At 54.8% G+C, this 16,555-nt stretch carries 14 protein-coding genes; 7 read left to right on the top strand and 7 right to left on the bottom strand.

All coding sequences use genetic code 11. The features are described from left to right. Positions 1 to 163: 163 nt before the first annotated feature. Positions 164 to 427 carry a peroxide/acid stress response protein YhcN gene (gene yhcN / locus FCL49_RS13955; RefSeq protein WP_012004928.1) on the top strand — a complete coding sequence of 88 codons (264 nt, stop codon included), beginning with the start codon at positions 164 to 166 and terminating at the stop codon, positions 425 to 427. Positions 428 to 550: 123 nt separating this feature from the next. Continuing rightward, positions 551 to 814 carry a peroxide/acid stress response protein YhcN gene (gene yhcN / locus FCL49_RS13950; protein WP_174354049.1) on the top strand — a complete coding sequence of 88 codons (264 nt, stop codon included), beginning with the start codon at positions 551 to 553 and terminating at the stop codon, positions 812 to 814. 192 nt (positions 815 to 1,006) lie between these two features. On the opposite strand, the gene mpl is transcribed toward yhcN (FCL49_RS13950), so the two are convergent. Further along, positions 1,007 to 2,386: a UDP-N-acetylmuramate:L-alanyl-gamma-D-glutamyl-meso-diaminopimelate ligase gene (gene mpl, locus FCL49_RS13945; RefSeq protein WP_174354048.1), complete on the bottom strand. Its 1,380-nt coding sequence runs from the start codon at positions 2,384 to 2,386 to the stop codon at positions 1,007 to 1,009. Positions 2,387 to 2,554: 168 nt separating this feature from the next. Between mpl and fbp the strand changes: the two genes are divergently transcribed. Then, entirely contained in the window at positions 2,555 to 3,559 is a 1,005-nt protein-coding gene (gene fbp / locus FCL49_RS13940; RefSeq protein WP_012004925.1) for a class 1 fructose-bisphosphatase, read from the top strand. A 37-nt stretch (positions 3,560 to 3,596) separates the two neighbouring features. Here fbp and FCL49_RS13935 read toward each other — a convergent pair whose 3' ends face one another. Further along, positions 3,597 to 5,150, bottom strand: a complete 1,554-nt coding sequence (locus FCL49_RS13935) for a methyl-accepting chemotaxis protein (RefSeq protein ID WP_174354047.1) — start codon at positions 5,148 to 5,150, stop codon at positions 3,597 to 3,599. A 256-nt stretch (positions 5,151 to 5,406) separates the two neighbouring features. On the opposite strand from FCL49_RS13935, the gene ppa reads away from it, so the two are divergent. Further along, positions 5,407 to 5,937 carry an inorganic diphosphatase gene (gene ppa / locus FCL49_RS13930; protein ID WP_153858279.1) on the top strand — a complete coding sequence of 177 codons (531 nt, stop codon included), beginning with the start codon at positions 5,407 to 5,409 and terminating at the stop codon, positions 5,935 to 5,937. A gap of 51 nt (positions 5,938 to 5,988) precedes the next feature. On the opposite strand, the gene FCL49_RS13925 is transcribed toward ppa, so the two are convergent. The 3 genes from FCL49_RS13925 to tamA are packed head-to-tail and all read right to left on the bottom strand — an operon-like array spanning position 5,989 to position 11,890. Next, positions 5,989 to 6,336 (bottom strand): gamma-glutamylcyclotransferase family protein, encoded by a 348-nt coding sequence (locus tag FCL49_RS13925; RefSeq protein WP_174354046.1) that lies wholly within the window; start codon positions 6,334 to 6,336, stop codon positions 5,989 to 5,991. A 2-nt stretch (positions 6,337 to 6,338) separates the two neighbouring features. Then, positions 6,339 to 10,157, bottom strand: coding sequence for an autotransporter assembly complex protein TamB (gene tamB, locus FCL49_RS13920; RefSeq protein WP_174354045.1), 3,819 nt, complete (start codon positions 10,155 to 10,157; stop codon positions 6,339 to 6,341). Continuing rightward, a complete protein-coding gene (gene tamA, locus FCL49_RS13915; RefSeq protein ID WP_174354044.1) occupies positions 10,154 to 11,890 on the bottom strand; it encodes an autotransporter assembly complex protein TamA in 1,737 nt (578 codons plus the stop codon). The genes tamB and tamA overlap by 4 nt, the downstream gene beginning before the upstream one ends. Before the next feature lie 287 nt (positions 11,891 to 12,177). On the opposite strand from tamA, the gene msrA reads away from it, so the two are divergent. Both msrA and FCL49_RS13905 read left to right on the top strand, forming a co-directional pair. Then, on the top strand, positions 12,178 to 12,819 hold the full coding sequence (msrA, locus tag FCL49_RS13910; protein ID WP_438827231.1) for a peptide-methionine (S)-S-oxide reductase MsrA: 642 nt from the start codon (positions 12,178 to 12,180) through the stop codon (positions 12,817 to 12,819). A gap of 177 nt (positions 12,820 to 12,996) precedes the next feature. Continuing rightward, a complete protein-coding gene (locus tag FCL49_RS13905) occupies positions 12,997 to 14,328 on the top strand; it encodes a hemolysin family protein (RefSeq protein WP_174354043.1) in 1,332 nt (443 codons plus the stop codon). 203 nt (positions 14,329 to 14,531) lie between these two features. On the opposite strand, the gene FCL49_RS13900 is transcribed toward FCL49_RS13905, so the two are convergent. Then, the gene (locus FCL49_RS13900) at positions 14,532 to 14,738 is read right to left on the bottom strand and encodes a DUF1107 domain-containing protein (protein WP_012004917.1); all 207 of its coding nucleotides are present in this window, start codon (positions 14,736 to 14,738) and stop codon (positions 14,532 to 14,534) included. Positions 14,739 to 15,063: 325 nt separating this feature from the next. Between FCL49_RS13900 and FCL49_RS13895 the strand changes: the two genes are divergently transcribed. Beyond that, the gene (locus tag FCL49_RS13895; RefSeq protein ID WP_174354042.1) at positions 15,064 to 15,621 is read left to right on the top strand and encodes a YtfJ family protein; all 558 of its coding nucleotides are present in this window, start codon (positions 15,064 to 15,066) and stop codon (positions 15,619 to 15,621) included. A 1-nt stretch (position 15,622) separates the two neighbouring features. Here the strand turns inward: FCL49_RS13895 and cysQ are convergent, their stop codons facing one another. After that, positions 15,623 to 16,363, bottom strand: a complete 741-nt coding sequence (cysQ, locus tag FCL49_RS13890; RefSeq protein WP_167470758.1) for a 3'(2'),5'-bisphosphate nucleotidase CysQ — start codon at positions 16,361 to 16,363, stop codon at positions 15,623 to 15,625. Positions 16,364 to 16,555: the final 192 nt, after the last annotated feature.

The following is a 16,555-nucleotide window of genomic DNA, read 5'->3' as shown; positions in this document are numbered from 1 at the left end:
TTTTTATTCCATCTGGTTATTAAAAATAAGGAACGCCATAATAAAGTTTCACAAGGAACTGTTAGCTAACTATTAATTTTTAGCGTTACTAGATGTATACTCATTTCCGTGACGTAAATCACAGTTCATCGGAACTGATAAAAGAATACGAAAAGGTGAGAACATGAAAATTAAAGCTACCATCGCAACCATGAGCGTTCTATCCATGCTTTCTTTCGGCGCATTTGCAGCACAATCTGTTGATGCAAATCAGGCTGCAAATATGCAGTCTGCAGGCACTATCACCGTCAGCGGTGTTGCCGGGGCACCTTCAGACATCCGTCAGGCACTGTCTGAAAAAGCCGATGCCAAAGGGGCAACCGCTTACCGTGTGATTGAAGCGCGCAACGAAGGCAACTTCCACGCTACCGCAGAAATTTACAAATAAGTACAAGGCGTTACCCGGCAACGGGCAATAAAACTCTGGAACCCAGTACCCCGATAACGGCCTTCAAGTATAAAAACGCTGAAAAAGCCCTTCCAGGCGGTTATCACAACAGGACTTAATATCATGAGCATGAAAACTACCCTCGCCGCACTTAGCCTGCTGTCAGTCGTTTCCTTCGGGGCTTCTGCCGCTACGTTAATCACTAACGACCAGGCGACCAATCTTCAGTCTGTCGGTACCATTACCGCCAGCGGCATTACCGGCGCACCTTCCGATATTCGTCAGGCGCTGTCTGACAAGGCCGACAAACAAGGTGCTAAAGCCTACCGCGTGATCGAAGCCTACGAAAATGGCAACTGGCACGCGACTGCCGAAATCTACAAATAACAATTCAGAGGGCGTGCTTACCGAACTGATTACCCTCGTCACTGCCACTGCCGAGTTCTGTCGTAAGCATTGATTCTCTGAAGAAATTCGTCGTCCTATCCGACGGACCCCGTTGCCCTCGCTCGCGAGGGCTTTTTTATGGGTGTAAAAAAGGGCCGTTACCGGCCCTTGGATTGCTGACAAAGCAGGAAATCAATAGGTGGCTTTTGGCTCCGGCTTATTGGCCAACGCCTCCAGCAGCCGATCGTGAATCCCCCCAAAGCCGCCGTTACTCATCACCAGAATATGGTCGCCCGGCAGGGCTGTTTTCACAATCATGTCCACCAGCGTATCCAGATCGGCGCTCCAGTGAGCCGGCTGTACGCAGGCTTCCGCCACTTCCGCTACCTGCCAGGGGATATGGTGCGGCTGGAACAGGAAGACTTCATCGGCACGCCCCAGCGACGGAGCCAGATCGTTCTTGCTGATGCCCATTTTCATGGTGTTGGAGCGTGGTTCGAGCACCGCCAGAATGCGGGCTGTGCCGCCCACCTTGCTACGCAACGCGGCCAGGGTCGCCAGAATTGCCGTTGGATGATGGGCAAAATCGTCATATACCGTCACGCCATTGGCTTCACCACGCAACTCCAGACGACGGCGGGCATTGATAAAGTCGCCGAGCGCGCGACAGGCATCCTCAGGCAACACGCCAACATGACGCGTGGCGGCAATGGCCATCAAACCGTTATGCATGTTGTGTTCACCGACCAGCGCCCACTTGACTTCGCCCACCTGCTCACCATTAAGGAATACCGCATAATGGCTGGCGTCCGGCGTCAGCTTCTGTGCACGCCATGCGCCTTCTTCCCCAACCAGCTCCTGCTCACTCCAGCAGCCCATCGCCATCACCTGTTTCAGGTGGCTGTCGTTGTCAGGCAAAATAATTTTGCCCTTGCCGGGCACCAAACGCACCAGATGGTGGAACTGTTTCTGGATCGCTTTCAGATCGTCGAAGATGTCGGCGTGATCAAACTCCAGATTATTCAGGATCAGCGTACGCGGGCTGTAATGCACAAACTTGGAACGCTTGTCGAAGAACGCGCAGTCATATTCATCGGCTTCGATGACAAAGAACGGGCTGCCACCCAGGCGGGCAGAAACGTCAAAGTTGCCCGGCACGCCACCGATAACAAAACCCGGTTGGTAGCCGCAGGCTTCCAGGATCCAGGTTGCCATGCCGGCGGTGGTGGTCTTGCCGTGGGTCCCGGCAACGGCCAGTACCCAGCGATCGCGCAGCACATAATCATGCAGCCACTGTGGGCCGGAAACGTAAGGGATACCCTGCTCCAGTACTGCTTCAACACACGGGTTACCGCGCGTCATGGCGTTACCGATGATCACCAGATCCGGCGCGGGATCCAATTGAGCCGGATCGTAACCCTGGATCAGTTCGATCCCTTCTTTCTCCAACAGCGTGCTCATCGGCGGATAGACATTAGCGTCAGAGCCGGTCACCTCATGCCCTAGCGAACGAGCCAGCACCGCCAGCCCGCCCATAAAGGTGCCACAGATCCCAAGAATGTGAATGCGCATAGTTTTCTCATAGAGTACGTCGAATGTTGGCACATTCTAACGCTCAGAATCGTCCAGAAGAAATGGATTTGCCTATGAATAGCGTTCATCTTTGGGCTACACTGCTCGCGAATACGTTGGCGGTTTGTTAACAAACCGCTACCCATCCGTAGATTCAGGGATTGTGTCATGAAAACGTTAGGCGAATTTATCGTCGAGAAACAGCACGACTTCTCTCACGCCACCGGCGAGCTGACAGCGTTACTTTCTGCAATTAAACTGGGCGCCAAAATCATCCACCGCGATATCAACAAAGCGGGCCTGGTTGATATTCTCGGCACCAGCGGCGTTTCCAACGTACAGGGTGAAGTCCAGATGAAACTGGACCTGTATGCCAATGAAAAGCTGAAAGCGGCATTGAAAGCACGTGGTGAAGTTGCGGGTATCGCTTCTGAAGAAGAAGATGAAATCGTGATATTCGACGGCGAGCGGGCTGAGAATGCCAAGTACGTGGTGCTGATGGATCCGTTGGATGGTTCGTCCAACATTGATGTCAACGTCTCGGTCGGTACGATTTTCTCTATCTATCGTCGCATTACCCCGGTCGGCATTCCTGTGACCGAAGAAGACTTCCTGCAGCCAGGCAGCGCTCAGGTCGCCGCCGGCTATGTAGTTTATGGTTCATCCACCATGCTGGTGTACACCACCGGTTATGGCGTGCATGCCTTTACCTACGATCCTTCTCTGGGTGTGTTCTGCCTTTCCCACGAGAAAGTCCGCTTCCCGGCTACCGGCAATATGTATTCCATCAACGAAGGTAACTACATCAAGTTCCCGCGCGGTGTGAAAAAATACATCAAATATTGTCAGGAACAGGACGAAGCCACTCAGCGCCCTTATACCTCACGCTACATCGGTTCGCTGGTTGCCGACTTCCACCGCAACCTGCTCAAAGGCGGCATCTATATTTATCCAAGCACCGCCAGCCACCCGCAAGGCAAGCTGCGCCTGCTGTATGAATGCAACCCGATGGCGTTCCTGGCGGAACAGGCAGGCGGTAAAGCCAGCGACGGTAAAAACCGTATTCTGGACATTACTCCGGTGAAACTGCACCAGCGTGCACCGTTCTTCGTCGGCACCAAATCCATGGTGGAAGACGCCGAGCGCTTTATCGCCGAGAACCCGGACGAATAACAGGTTCTGTGCGGGGGGCGTCTGTCGCCCCCCTGCATTATAGTTTGAACGCCGCCATACTCTGGGCCAGCAACTGGGCCTGATCCTCCAGCGAGCGCGTTGCCGCCGCAGACTCCTCGACCAGGGCCGCATTTTGCTGCGCCACCTGATCCATCTGCGCCACCGCCAGATTGACCTGTTCAATGCCGCTGCTTTGCTCACGCGTAGCCGCAGAAATTTCCCGCATCAGCGCCGTCACACGCCCTACCTCACCGGTAATGCCATTCATGGTTTTCGCCGCGGACTCGGCCATCTGCTCGCCTTCCTGCACCCGGTTCTGCGACGCTTCGATCAACCCTTTGATCTCCTTGGCCGACTGAGCGCTACGCTGAGCCAGGCTGCGTACCTCACCCGCCACCACGGCAAAGCCACGTCCCTGCTCACCCGCGCGTGCCGCTTCTACCGCCGCATTCAGCGCCAGAATATTGGTCTGGAAGGAAATACCGTCCATCACGCTGATAATATCGGCGATACGCCGTGAGCTATCGGTAATGGCCTGCATCTTGTCCATCACCTGGCTAACCACCTCACTGCCCTGATTGGCAATATCGGAGACGCTGAGCGCCAGCTGATTGGCCTGCTCGCAATTCTCGGCGTTCATTTTCACCGTCGAGGTCAGCTGTTCCATGCTGGCGGCGGTTTCCTCCAGCGAAGCGGCCGACTCTTCGGTGCGCTGCGCCAGATGCAGGTTGCCGGCGGCCAGCTCGCGTGAACCGGTGTCAATCTGGCTGCTGGCATCACGAACCTTGCTGACCGAACTGACCAGCGCCTGCTGCATCCGCTGCATCGCACGTATCAGACGACCCATTTCGGTTTCCCCTTCGCCGGTGATGTCGTGCGTCAGGTCACCCCCGGCGATATGTTCCAGTTGGGCGATAGATTCATCCAGTGGCCGCAGGATAATCACCCGCAACGCAAACCAGGCCAATACCGCCAGCAACACGCTGAGCAGGCCGGCGATCAGGATCAGGGTAATCTTGGTGCTGGCGTTACTTTCCGCTTCATTCACCCGCTGCTGGCCAATCTTCATGGCAAAGCTGCGGAAATCACTGAGGTCTTTTTCGAAAGCGATGCTCAGGGCGGAAATTTTGGTTTCCTGGATGTCGTAATAGTCATCAACTTTGCCGGCCTTGATGGCGTCGGCCATCGGTCTGACGCCCTGTTCCAGATAGGCACGGTAGCTATTTTGCAGGCGAGTGGACAGTTCGCGCCCGCGTTCGGTCACGGTGCCGACGCTGACAAAGCGCGCCATTTCCTGTTTGGACTGAGCAAGGTAGTCATAAATGCGCCCCACAGTGGCGTCGGACACCTCGATCTGGCCGATTTCACGCTGGCGCACCGCCAGTGAGGCGGCCGTTCTGGCGCGTAGCGTCAGGTTGGAGCTACTGGCCAGCGACCCCAGTTCTTCCCCTAAAATCTGGTTCAGGGTGTGTAACGATCGCGACCCTTCGTTAATGGCGTTGACGCCGATGGTGCTGACCATAATCAACAACAGCGTCATCAGGCTCAGCAAGGCAATCAGCCCGGCCTTGACCGTAATCTTTTTTAACATGAGTTCTTCCCGGCTTCAGAAATAGTGAGTTCTAACGTAGAGGAGGTAAAACGCGGAGTCAGACTTCGCCGACTCATTATTATTTGATGAAGTTATCGGCAACCGCGGGGAAAACTTAACGTCGTTGGAGGATTAATCTGGAAATTCAGTGGATGACTGTCTGCCGGGGCTTGGGTGATGAAAAGGGCAGGAAATCGCAAAAGAGTCCGCTATAATAGCCGCCACTCCATTTCTGGTTTGATTAAAGGAAACCGACATGAGCTTGCTTAACGTCCCTGCTGGCAAAGACCTGCCAGAAGACATCTACGTAGTTATCGAAATCCCGGCCAATGCCGATCCGATCAAATATGAAATCGACAAGGACACCGGCGCGCTGTTTGTTGACCGTTTCATGTCCACCGCGATGTTCTATCCGTGCAACTACGGTTACATCAACCACACCCTGTCTCTGGACGGTGACCCGGTTGACGTGCTGGTACCAACGCCATACCCGCTGCAGCCTGGCTCAGTGATCCGCTGCCGTCCGGTAGGCGTACTGAAGATGACCGACGAAGCCGGTGAAGATGCGAAACTGGTTGCCGTTCCGCACAGCAAACTGAGCAAAGAGTACGATCACATCAAAGATGTGAACGACCTGCCAGAACTGCTGAAAGCACAGATCTCTCATTTCTTCGAGCACTACAAAGATCTAGAGAAAGGCAAATGGGTGAAAGTGGAAGGCTGGGCAGACGCTGCCGCTGCCAAAGCTGAAATCGTTGCCTCTTTCGAACGTGCTGCCAAGAAGTAATTCCTGGCCGCCGTCCGATAAAAAAACACCGCTCAGTGAGCGGTGTTTTTTTTACTTTTCGTCGAGACGCCTCAGCCAGTCACCGCTGTTAATCCGCGGAAAACCGTCCACACTGTGTTTATACAGGTAGATCCACGCACTTCCATAAGGCGTCTGAATCAGCTCGCGCTTATAGTCCTTAGTGTTGCTTTTCAGTTCGTCCAGCTCAGCCAAAATCGATGAGTTGATACGGTACACCTCACAATGTACCGAGCCCTCTCCAGGGATCGCCGCCGGGTAATGGCCCAGATTATAAATCTGATAGCCTTCGAGCTCATGCTCGCCTAACCATTGGGCGTTAGTCATCCAATGGCTGTTTCCCTGTTTGCGTCGTAAACTGCCGTAGACAATTATTCGCATCGCTAAAACTCAAACTGATAGAGCAAATCTAATGCCTGGTCGAGACCAGACACCGCTTCAAGATACAATTTAGGCATCAGGCGGTAACGCAACGTCAGTGTGGCCAATGAGTCGAAAATGCCCACCCCATATTTTACTTGTAAGCCTGGGAGAACATAACCGCTGACGACAACCTGGGAACTGTCGCCAACCCCCTGAGTATCCAGGGCCAAGTTGCTTACGCCAAATGCCTCGCCGATTTTACCCACAAGTTGACCACTTTGTGCAACCCCCATCCCAATTAACATTGAGGTCATTGCGTTGCCATCGGCACCGGAACTGCCTAAACCCTGGCCACGCAGCAGATAAGACAGCGCTTCCTGCTGAGATTTGGTCGGATCCGAGAACACTTCCAGCTTCGGTGCATCCGCCAACCCGGTGACGCGTACCCCAGCGGTAACGCCATCTTCGGTCGAGTCCGGATTACGGATCGCCTCAAGATTGAGCAACGGCTGGTCCGGCGGCCCCGAGAACATCAACTGGCCCTTGCGGACAATCAAATCCTGACCATAAGCATGGAAGCGACCGGAAGGGATGTCAATCTGACCGTTCAGGCCCAGGCCGTTCTTATCCTGCACCACTTTCAGATCGCCCTTCAACCGCGCTTTCAGGCCAAAGGCATCCAGCCGCACATCGTTGCCAACGTGGATCATCAGGTTGCTGTTGATCGGGATCCCTGCGGTTTTCGGCTTTATCGGTTTAAGTTGATCATCCAGCATCACTTCGTCGGAAGAGACGCCGACCGCGCTTTCCGGCAGCTCTTGTACCGTAATACGCGCCCACGGAATGTCTACCGAACCGTTGAGTGAGAACAGCTGCGGCGTGGCTTCAAACACCAGATCCGGTGAAACATCGATGCGGATCATCGGCGGCACCGTCACCCGCAATTTATCGCCCTTGGCGGCAATGCGGGCACGCCAGGCATTGATATCACGCCAATCCGCATCACCGGACAGATTAAGCTGACCGTGGGTGGTGCTGACAAGTCCTTCCAGCGTTGAGGTCATGCCGTCGAAGTTCATCACCAGACGACCGTTGGTCATGTCGAACGGCATCCAGTGACCGTCAATATCGACCTTGTCCAACGCCATGCGACCATAAACCAAAGGTTTCTGAGCACTACCGCCCAGACGCAGGTTGGCATTCAGCATACCCGCCGCTTTTTCCCCCTGCATCAACGCCGGGTTAATCATCGCCAGTGAAATATTGGTAATGTTGACGTTACCGCTGATATTGCGGCGCACCTGAGGATCGACAACCTGTATGTTACCGTCAAACTGGCCGTTATTGGTCAGCTTGATCAACCAGTCGGCCTGCGCACGGCCATTGGTCAGCCCGGCGTTAAGGTTTAGCTTGTCGAAGGCGATCGGCAGCGCATTACCCTGCACCTGCTGTACCACCTTCACCCCATTGCCCACCAGTGAGACTTTCGCCTCCGGCAGCGCACCGCCCGGTTTCCAGCTAACGTCCGCCCGCCCGGTGAACACGCCGCTCAGCGCCGTCTCGGGCCCGAGGAAAGGCTTGATCATCGCCAGATCAAAGCGGTTCAGCACCACGCTGGCCTGTCCGCTCTGCCCGGCCTCAATGGTCTTCGGCACGCAGAGTTCGGCATTCGGGTTCTGCCAGCAGTGCGGCCCGATACTGATTTTCTGCGCGGTATTCAGGTAATCGAGCGCGATGGCGCGACTTAACCGCCATTCGCCCACCGGGGTATCGAAGCGAGTATTATTCAGGTTGCCGCGCCAGCGTTGCTGTTGACGATCGAAACTGCCCTGCAGCGCCAACTGACCAGAGACCGGTTTGCCGTCAATTTTCAGCTGCAGCTGATGCTGTTTCTCACTGCCTTTGGCATCCAGTGTCAGCAGGTTGATGTCCAACGCATCTTGCTTCAACTGTTCGACGCGTACCGCCAGTTGTCCCTGGATCTGGTCGCTGGAACGCACGTCGCCGTCAATTTTCACCCGGTTGATATGCAGCGCCTGCCACTGCAGGCCAGATGCCGTCAGGTCTGCCAGTAACTGAGGCGCCTGCAGGTTGCCGCGCAGTTTAAGCAGGCCTTTCGCCGTACCGCCCAGTCCAGGCAAAGCACCGTCGAGGCGCGGGGCGTCGATATTCGCATCCAGATTCCAACTCTTTTCATCCAGTTGGCCTTTGACGTTCAGTTGGTTGCGTCCCAGGGTCAGATCGATACCCGGAATTTTCCACTGCCCGGCAGCGTTGCCGCTGAGCGTACCGCGCGCGGTGACCTTGTTTTGCTTCACGTTACCGTCGAGCTGCAGCACCGGCACCTGTAATTGCCAACTGCCACCATGCAAACTGCCGCGAGTGGTGATCTTGCCGTCCAGCTTCGCCGGCCACTCCGGCCACTGTTTGGCGGTATTGATGCCGCTCAGCGTCAGCTGTGAATTCCAGCTGATGGCCTTGCTCCAGTCCACCAGCGCTGTCAGGTCGGTATTACCCTGCAAGGCCGCCAACCGCAGGCGTTCCAGCTTGAACTGCTCAACGTTGCCTTTGCCGTCCAGCGTCAGCACCGCCGGGGGCAAGTCCTGGCCTTTGATATTGGCGCGGGTCGACAACGCATAGTCGGTTGCCTTGCCATTGAAACGCAGGCGGAAATCGTTGATCTGGTATTGTGACTCACCGCTTAACGGCCATTTCAGCTGTTTGCTTTGCAGCGTCAACGCCAGCGGTAAACCGACTTCGGCCAGTTGGGTTTGCAGATCAAGCTGCGCGCCGACCGGGCCGGACAGGTTGAGCGCTACCTTGAGTTCTTCACGCAGCCCGCCGCCAATGTTCAGCTTAACCTTTTCGCCTTTCAATGGATCGATGTTCAACGTGCTGTTGGCCACCATTTCCACCGGCCAATTACCGGTCAGCGTAGCTTGCCCCTGAGCCGACAGCGTACCCTGCGGAGATTTCACATCGAAATTGTCCAGTTGGATATGCTGATCCAGAGTACTGGCCTGCAGCTGCAGGCTGGTGATCAGCACGTCGGTATCACCAGTCAGTCGCAGCTGTTCACCGCTGATCTCCTTGACGGTGATATCCAGCGGCAGGCGAATATCCGGCAGATCCGGCAGCAGCGGCTTGGCAAACAGTTCTTTCAGGGTTTCGCCCAGCGGCTTCTCTTCCGGCTGAGGAGCCGGTTTCGCGCTCTGATTGGCTTTTTCCTCAACCTTTTTCGCCACCTCAACCACCGGTTGCACTGCCTCCGGCAGTGGGTTCTGCGGCGTTTTCGGCAGGGCTATCAACAAACCGCTGATTTTGGTTGGCAGCAGAGTCAGTGCACGTTCCTGCCACTGTGCACCGGTACGGAACTCGCCAAGAGAGATGGCCGTATCGTCGACGCTGACCTTAACGTTGTTCAGCGCCAGCATGCGCAAAGTGATGGGGTACGGCGTGCTCAGGTTGGTAGTGGGCTCGCTGGTTTCTGCCACCGGTGCGGACGGCGTCATTTCTTTGGTTTTCACCACTACGTCCACGTCCTGCGCAGTCAGGGCGTTGACGCACAGCGAACTGTTTTTAAAACAGGCCAGATCGAGCGACAGGTGGAACTGCCCGGCATTTACCGTCACACCCGGCATCTGGTATTTCACGCCTTTCAGCGTCAGGTCACGCCAGCCGCCGGTGACGCTGGCAATATCCAGCCCCGGCACCCAGCGTGCCGCACTGTTGATAACCAAATGCAGACCACTGGTGGTCCCGAGCAGGTATGCCACACCGCCGATCAGCAACAGCAGGACGATCAGGAAACCCAGGCAAATCTTTTTTATCAGGCTCATAGTTCAGGCCCCAAGCCAATATAGAACTGCACCCCGTGGGTGTCTTTATCCCCAACCGGGGCAGCGATATCGAGCTTCACCGGGCCAACCGGTGACTGCCAGCGCACGCCGAAGCCGGCACCGGTCTTAAAGTCGCTCTGCGTGATATCGTTCACCGCTTCGCCTGAATCGACAAACACCGCGCCCCACCATTTACCGGTCACGTTGTATTGATACTCCAGCGAGCCGGTCAGCATTTTGGAAGCACCGGTCAGCTTACCGTCGTCGTCGCGGGGTGAAATACCCTTGTACTTGTAGCCACGAATGCTGCGATCGCCACCGGCGAAGAATCGCAGGTCCGGCGGCACTCTTTCAAAGTCGTTGGTTTCAATCCAGCCCACCTGCCCACGCGCGACAAAACGGTGCTTGTCGGCCAGGGTGCGGATCCAGACGTTCTGCGCCTGCATCAGCGCAAAGTCCACGTCAGATCCCCAGGTACTGTCGGACACATCAATAGAATAGCGCTGACTGTCACCCCAGGTGGGCATCAGGCCACCGCGTGAACGGGTGCGGTTAACGCTAACGCCGGGATACAGCAGCATGGTGGTGTTGGTGACGTTACCCTGAGTAAAGTGGTCAAGACGCCAGGTCAGGTTGAGTGCCCGCTGCCAGCCACTGGAGAGATCCCAGTTACGGGAAACCACCGCTTTCGAAGTAACAGACTTGGTGTCGTTGAGATCGACGTTTTTGAAACCGCCCTGCAGCAGGTAGTACTGCTCCAGTGGATTCTTCAATAACGGGATTTTATAGGTCAAATCGAGCTGCTGTTCCGGGGCCGAAACGCTGGCGCTGGTTTCCAGGCTGTGACCACGGTCGTTAAGCCAGGGCTTTTTCCAGGTGCCTTTGATTCTGGGACCGACGTCGGTGGAATAACCGACCCCGGTTTCGATAGTGTTACGCGTGCGCGGCGAGACCAACGCATCTAACGGCAAAATCTTGTTCTCTTTGGCATCTTGGAAATCAGGGGACACCACCACCGAGTTAAACCAGTTAGTGGCGGACAAACGGCGGTTCAGCTCGGCCAGGTCTTCCGAACTGTAATAATCCCCCTGATGAAAGGGCACCAGATTTTGCAGATAGTCTTCACGAATTTGCGAGCCGGTGAATTTCACCTGGCCGAAGCGGTAACGCTGCCCACTGTTAAAGTCGATGTCCCAATAGGCCTTGTGCAGATCTTCGGCCACGCCGAGCTGGCTTTTGGTCATATCGGCATCGAAATAGCCCTTACGCAGCGCCAGGCCGGTCAGCGAACCTTTAAAACTGTCGTATTTGCCGTGATTGAGGATCTCGCCTATCGTGGGCTTGCCTTTTTTGACTAACGACAGATAGTCCTCATCGGTTTTCGCACCGCCTTCCAGCACGATATTGGCACCGGCAATTCGTACCGGTTCGCCGGGGTTAACCTTGGCGTGCAACACCGGACGAGCCAGCCCTGGCCGGTCATCCAGCGTAAAGTCTATGGTCGGCTGATAATAGCCGAGTGCTCGCAGCCCCTGGCGGACCGCTTCATCTACACGTGCGCGAAAACGGCCATCCGTACTGACCTCTTCCGGCGTGATGGACGACAAACGCACCCGGACGTTCTTTTCCAGTTCCCCACTAAGTCCTTCAACCTGCAGCCGCACATTCGCCGAATAGGCCGCAGGCGTGGCGAGCAGCGCGCACAAAAAGCACAGGGCACGGTATCGTGGCACGTGTTCTCCTTAATTTATTTTACTTTCCTGTAATAACACTCGCTCTGGGGCCAGGGCCTACTCCGCGCTATCAGGACGGCGGCCCTTTTCAGCATTATTCCAGACGCTGCATGTTACGGTTTTACTACCGTAGTAAACTGGCGCATTCTTATCTTTTGGCGTTCTAAATACTGCGTTAAGCTGATACATAATCTCAACATTTAGCTTATTGTGCGCAAAGATGCGGTTAGATACAACTTAACTGCCGTCTCTTGGGCCAATTCTTACTGTGACAACAGGAGTCAACCGTGGTGCCATTTTTTGATAAAACACAAACCGTCGACCAGGCAAACGCATTGCCTGGCCGCACCAATCCCATGCCGGTTGCCACGCTTAACGTGGTCACCGATCACTCAATGACCCAGGTGCCGGACGGCATGCAGGTAGCGATCTTCGCGATGGGATGTTTCTGGGGAGTGGAACGCCTGTTCTGGCAGCAGCAAGGGGTTTATAGCACCGCAGCAGGCTACAGCGGTGGCTATACGCCAAACCCGACCTACCGCGAAGTGTGCAGCGGCCAAACTGGCCACACTGAAGTAGTACGCGTGGTATTCGATCCGAAAATCATCAGCTATAAGCAGTTGCTGCAGGTATTTTGGGAGAACCACGACCCGGCGCAAGGCATGCGTCAGGGCGGCGACGTCGGTACCCAGTACCGCTCGGCGATTTATACGCTGACGCCAGAGCAGCAGACCGAAGCGGAAAGCAGCCTGCAGCGTTTCCAACAGGCGATGAACCAGGCCGGCGATAAACGCGCCATCACCACCGAAGTCGCACCGGCACTGCCATTTTACTATGCCGAGGACGACCACCAGCAGTACCTGTATAAGAATCCTGAAGGATACTGTGGTCTGGGTGGCATAGGTGTTTGTTTACCCCCACAGGGCTAAGCCGCAGGTTGGCGGTAATTTTTTAACCACTGGCGGCCCCGGTAGGGCTGCTGCTATACTGTGCGGGCCGCAGATGCGGCCTGATAGCCTCCTTTCTGGTTGTTATCGCTACTTTTTTTACAATGTACTACCCTTCCTCAAGAGCGCCGTCATCCCGTCGGCACGTATGGATAGATTATGTTAAACAGTATTTTACTGATTCTTTTTCTGATCGCAGTGAGTGCGTTCTTCTCACTGTCGGAAATATCTCTGGCCGCGTCACGCAAGATTAAACTGAAAATGATGGCTGACGAAGGTAACGTCAATGCCGCCAAAGTCCTCAAACTGCAGGAAACCCCGGGGCTGTATTTTACCGTGGTGCAGATTGGCCTGAACGCCGTAGCCATTCTCGGCGGTATCGTCGGCGATGCAGCCTTTTCTCCTACCTTCCAACCGTTGTTCGATCGCTTTCTGTCACCTGAACTGGCAGAGCAGGCCAGCTTCGTCTGTTCATTCGTGCTGGTCACCAGCCTGTTTATCCTGTTTGCAGATTTGACCCCGAAGCGCATCGGTATGATTGCACCAGAGACGTTTGCCGTCCGGATCATCAACCCGATGCGTTTCTCGATCATGATTTTCCGGCCGCTGGTGTGGTTCTTCAACGGCATGGCAAACCTGATCTTCCGCCTGTTCAAACTGCCGATGGTGCGCAAAGACGACATCACCTCCGACGATATCTATGCGGTGGTTGAAGCCGGTGCCCTGGCGGGCGTGCTGCGCAAACAGGAACATGAGCTGATCGAAAACGTCTTCGAACTGGAGTCTCGCACCGTACCTTCGTCGATGACCTCACGTGAAAGCGTGGTTTACTTCGACCTGCGTGAGACCGAAGAAAGCATTATCGAGAAGGTCTCGACCCATCCGCACTCCAAATTCCTGGTGTGTGATGGCAATATCGATCAAGTCGTCGGCTACGTAGACTCCAAAGACCTGTTGAATCGCGTGCTGGGCAATCAGAGCCTGGTGCTGAGCAGCGGCGTGCAGATCCGCTCGGCGCTGATCGTGCCGGATACCCTGACGCTGTCCGAAGCGCTGGAAAGCTTTAAAACCGCCGGTGAAGACTTTGCGGTTATTCTCAATGAATATGCGTTGGTCGTGGGTATCATCACACTCAATGACGTGATGACCACGCTGATGGGCGATCTGGTAGGCCAGGGTCAGGAAGAGCAGATCGTGGCGCGTGATGAAAGCTCGTGGCTGATTGAGGGCGGTACGCCGATTGAAGATGTAATGCGCGTACTGCACATTGATGAGTTCCCGCAGGCGGGCAACTACGAAACCATCGGCGGCTTTATGATGTATATGCTGCGCAAGATCCCGAAACGGACCGACTTCGTCAAATACGCCGGTTATAAGTTTGAAGTGGTGGATATCGACAGCTACAAGATTGACCAGCTGTTGGTAACCCGGCTGAGCGACAAACCGGCATCGGTACTGCCGAAGGCGCCGGAAGAAACCTCCGCGGCCTGATCTCAAGCGGTAAAAACGTCAGCGGCCCCAAACGGGGCCGCAATTATTTTAGCTTTTGCAGGTGCTCTAACTATTACCCTATGAATTTCGAGTTGCAGCTAGGCGGCCAGCTCACTCATCCCCAGGCGCTTACTAAAGTTAAGTAACTGGGGTGGGTGAGTGCAGGTAACAACGCTGCGGCTTGAAAGGCGACGGGTAATCTATCAACCCATCTCGGTCTGCAATAACAACACCTGACGGTTAACCTCTGACATCACGCTGAAGTGACGCCGGTCGCGAATTTTCGGCAGCAGAATTTTCCCTTCATCGAATTCGAACGCGCCCACATCTTTGATATACAGCCGGCCACGAAACAGGGTCTTAACGTACTTCGCCACTTTCAACGGATTATAACGCTGGAAGATTCTCATTCTATTACTTTCCTCCGTTTGGTCCATGCGCTCAGCGAGCCGCCAAGGTGGCAGCCTCTAAAGTAAGAACGCAACTTGATTGCCATGTAGTAGACCTAGTAAAGACCATAACGTTCATTTCCGCCCGGAGATCTTCACTGGATTTACACTTTTTGACAGAATTGTATATGATTATATATAACTTTTTCAGTATATCCCTTCAAAAACCGGGTATTAGCGGTCAGAAGGAAGAACTGAGATCCGGCTAACAGGACAGACCTCCGATCACCACCTATGCTTTAGGCTTCGGGTGCTGTCGGCACCATTCCCCCTTCAAGGAGAAGGCATGAAAAAAAGTCACATGCTCATTGCATCCCTGCTGTTTGCACCCCTTTTTGCCTCTGCGCATAACTTCCAACTCCAGCAACGCGTAGCGCCAATTGGCGTCAGCGATAAAGGGGAGTTGAACTACGCTAATGATAAGTTTAGCTATCAAAACTGGAATAGCGCGCAGCTCAGTGGAAAAGTGCGAGTCATCCAGCATATTGCCGGCCGCAGCTCAGCCAAAGACATGAACGACCCACTGATTGAAGCGATTAAGAAAGCCAAGCTACCGCACGATCGTTACCAAACGACGACAATAGTGAATACCGATGATGCTCTGCTCGGCACGGCGATGTTTGTCCGCAGCAGTATTGAAGACAGCAAGAAAGAGTTCCCCTGGTCGCAGTTTGTGGTCGACAGCAACGGCAACGTGCTCAAAGCCTGGGATTTGCAGCCGAAGGGGTCAGCCATTGTGGTGCTGGATAAGCAAGGCAGGATCCAGTTTGCCAAAGACGGCGCTCTGACGCCGGAAGAGGTGCAGCAGGTCATGAGCCAACTGCACCAACTCCTGGCAAACTGATTTAGAACAGCGAAACCCGGAAACCGGGGTTGAGGAAAGACTCTCGCGGCGTATAGAGCAGCGGCCTGCCCTGCCAGTCGTGGATCTGCGCTCCGGCCGCCACCGCGACCGCGTGTCCGGCGGCGGTATCCCAAATATTGGTCGGCCCAAAACGTGGGTAAAGCTGCGCTTTACCTTCTGCCACCAGGCAGAACTTCAGCGAGGAACCGACGGATACGGTCTGATGCTCACCTAACTGATTCAGGTAATCCTTCAACTCTTCGTCACTGTGCGAGCGACTAACCACCACCAACGGCGGATTGGCATTACTGACGCCAATCGCCTGGCGTTGGCCCTTTTCTTCTTTCCAGGCTTTGCCGCGTTCGGCCAGGTACAACACGTCGATCGCCGGGGCGTAAACCACGCCCATTACCGCCTGCCCATCTTCAATCAACGCGATATTTACCGTGAATTCGCCGTTACGATTGAGGAATTCCTTGGTGCCATCCAGCGGATCGACCAGCCAGTAACGCGTCCAGTTCTGTCGCACTTCCCAGCTCGGTGGATCTTCCTCTGACAGTAAAGGGATTTCCGGCGTTAGCGCCGCCAGGCCACGTTGGATAATATGGTGCGCCGCCAGATCGGCCGCCGTCACCGGGGAATCATCTTTTTTCTGTGCGACATCAAGCGGTTGTTTACCGTCATATACCGCCATGATCGCTGCGCCCGCCTCGCGGGACAGTTGGCAAATTTGCTCTAACATCATTCACCTCAGATATGCAGTTCCATGGGTCATTTCCCCTTTCTCATTGCTAGCAGCCTAGTTTTTTTTGCATCGAATATCCATCACAACGATTTAACCCGCGGTAATTGCTCAAGTCTTTACCGTCACAACTGTGACATTTACTGCCCTGTCTCGGTTGATTTTCTGCCACACTTCACAGTTTGGTGAGAC

The sequence above is a fragment of the Serratia proteamaculans genome, from assembly GCF_013337185.1.
Lineage (GTDB): Bacteria > Pseudomonadota > Gammaproteobacteria > Enterobacterales > Enterobacteriaceae > Serratia > Serratia proteamaculans_D.
This window is presented reverse-complemented; position numbering and strand designations above follow the sequence as displayed.

Bases quoted from the DNA above. Each gene is read 5' to 3' on its own strand.
- FCL49_RS13895 (WP_174354042.1), top strand. From the start codon at position 15,064: ATGAAAAAAAGTCACATGCTCATTGCATCCCTGCTGTTTGCACCCCTT.
- tamB (WP_174354045.1), bottom strand. From the start codon at position 10,157: ATGAGCCTGATAAAAAAGATTTGCCTGGGTTTCCTGATCGTCCTGCTG.
- mpl (WP_174354048.1), bottom strand. From the start codon at position 2,386: ATGCGCATTCACATTCTTGGGATCTGTGGCACCTTTATGGGCGGGCTG.
- FCL49_RS13925 (WP_174354046.1), bottom strand. From the start codon at position 6,336: ATGCGAATAATTGTCTACGGCAGTTTACGACGCAAACAGGGAAACAGC.
- ppa (WP_153858279.1), top strand. From the start codon at position 5,407: ATGAGCTTGCTTAACGTCCCTGCTGGCAAAGACCTGCCAGAAGACATC.
- cysQ (WP_167470758.1), bottom strand. From the start codon at position 16,363: ATGTTAGAGCAAATTTGCCAACTGTCCCGCGAGGCGGGCGCAGCGATC.
- FCL49_RS13900 (WP_012004917.1), bottom strand. From the start codon at position 14,738: ATGAGAATCTTCCAGCGTTATAATCCGTTGAAAGTGGCGAAGTACGTT.
- yhcN (WP_174354049.1), top strand. From the start codon at position 551: ATGAGCATGAAAACTACCCTCGCCGCACTTAGCCTGCTGTCAGTCGTT.
- FCL49_RS13905 (WP_174354043.1), top strand. From the start codon at position 12,997: ATGTTAAACAGTATTTTACTGATTCTTTTTCTGATCGCAGTGAGTGCG.
- FCL49_RS13935 (WP_174354047.1), bottom strand. From the start codon at position 5,150: ATGTTAAAAAAGATTACGGTCAAGGCCGGGCTGATTGCCTTGCTGAGC.
- yhcN (WP_012004928.1), top strand. From the start codon at position 164: ATGAAAATTAAAGCTACCATCGCAACCATGAGCGTTCTATCCATGCTT.
- fbp (WP_012004925.1), top strand. From the start codon at position 2,555: ATGAAAACGTTAGGCGAATTTATCGTCGAGAAACAGCACGACTTCTCT.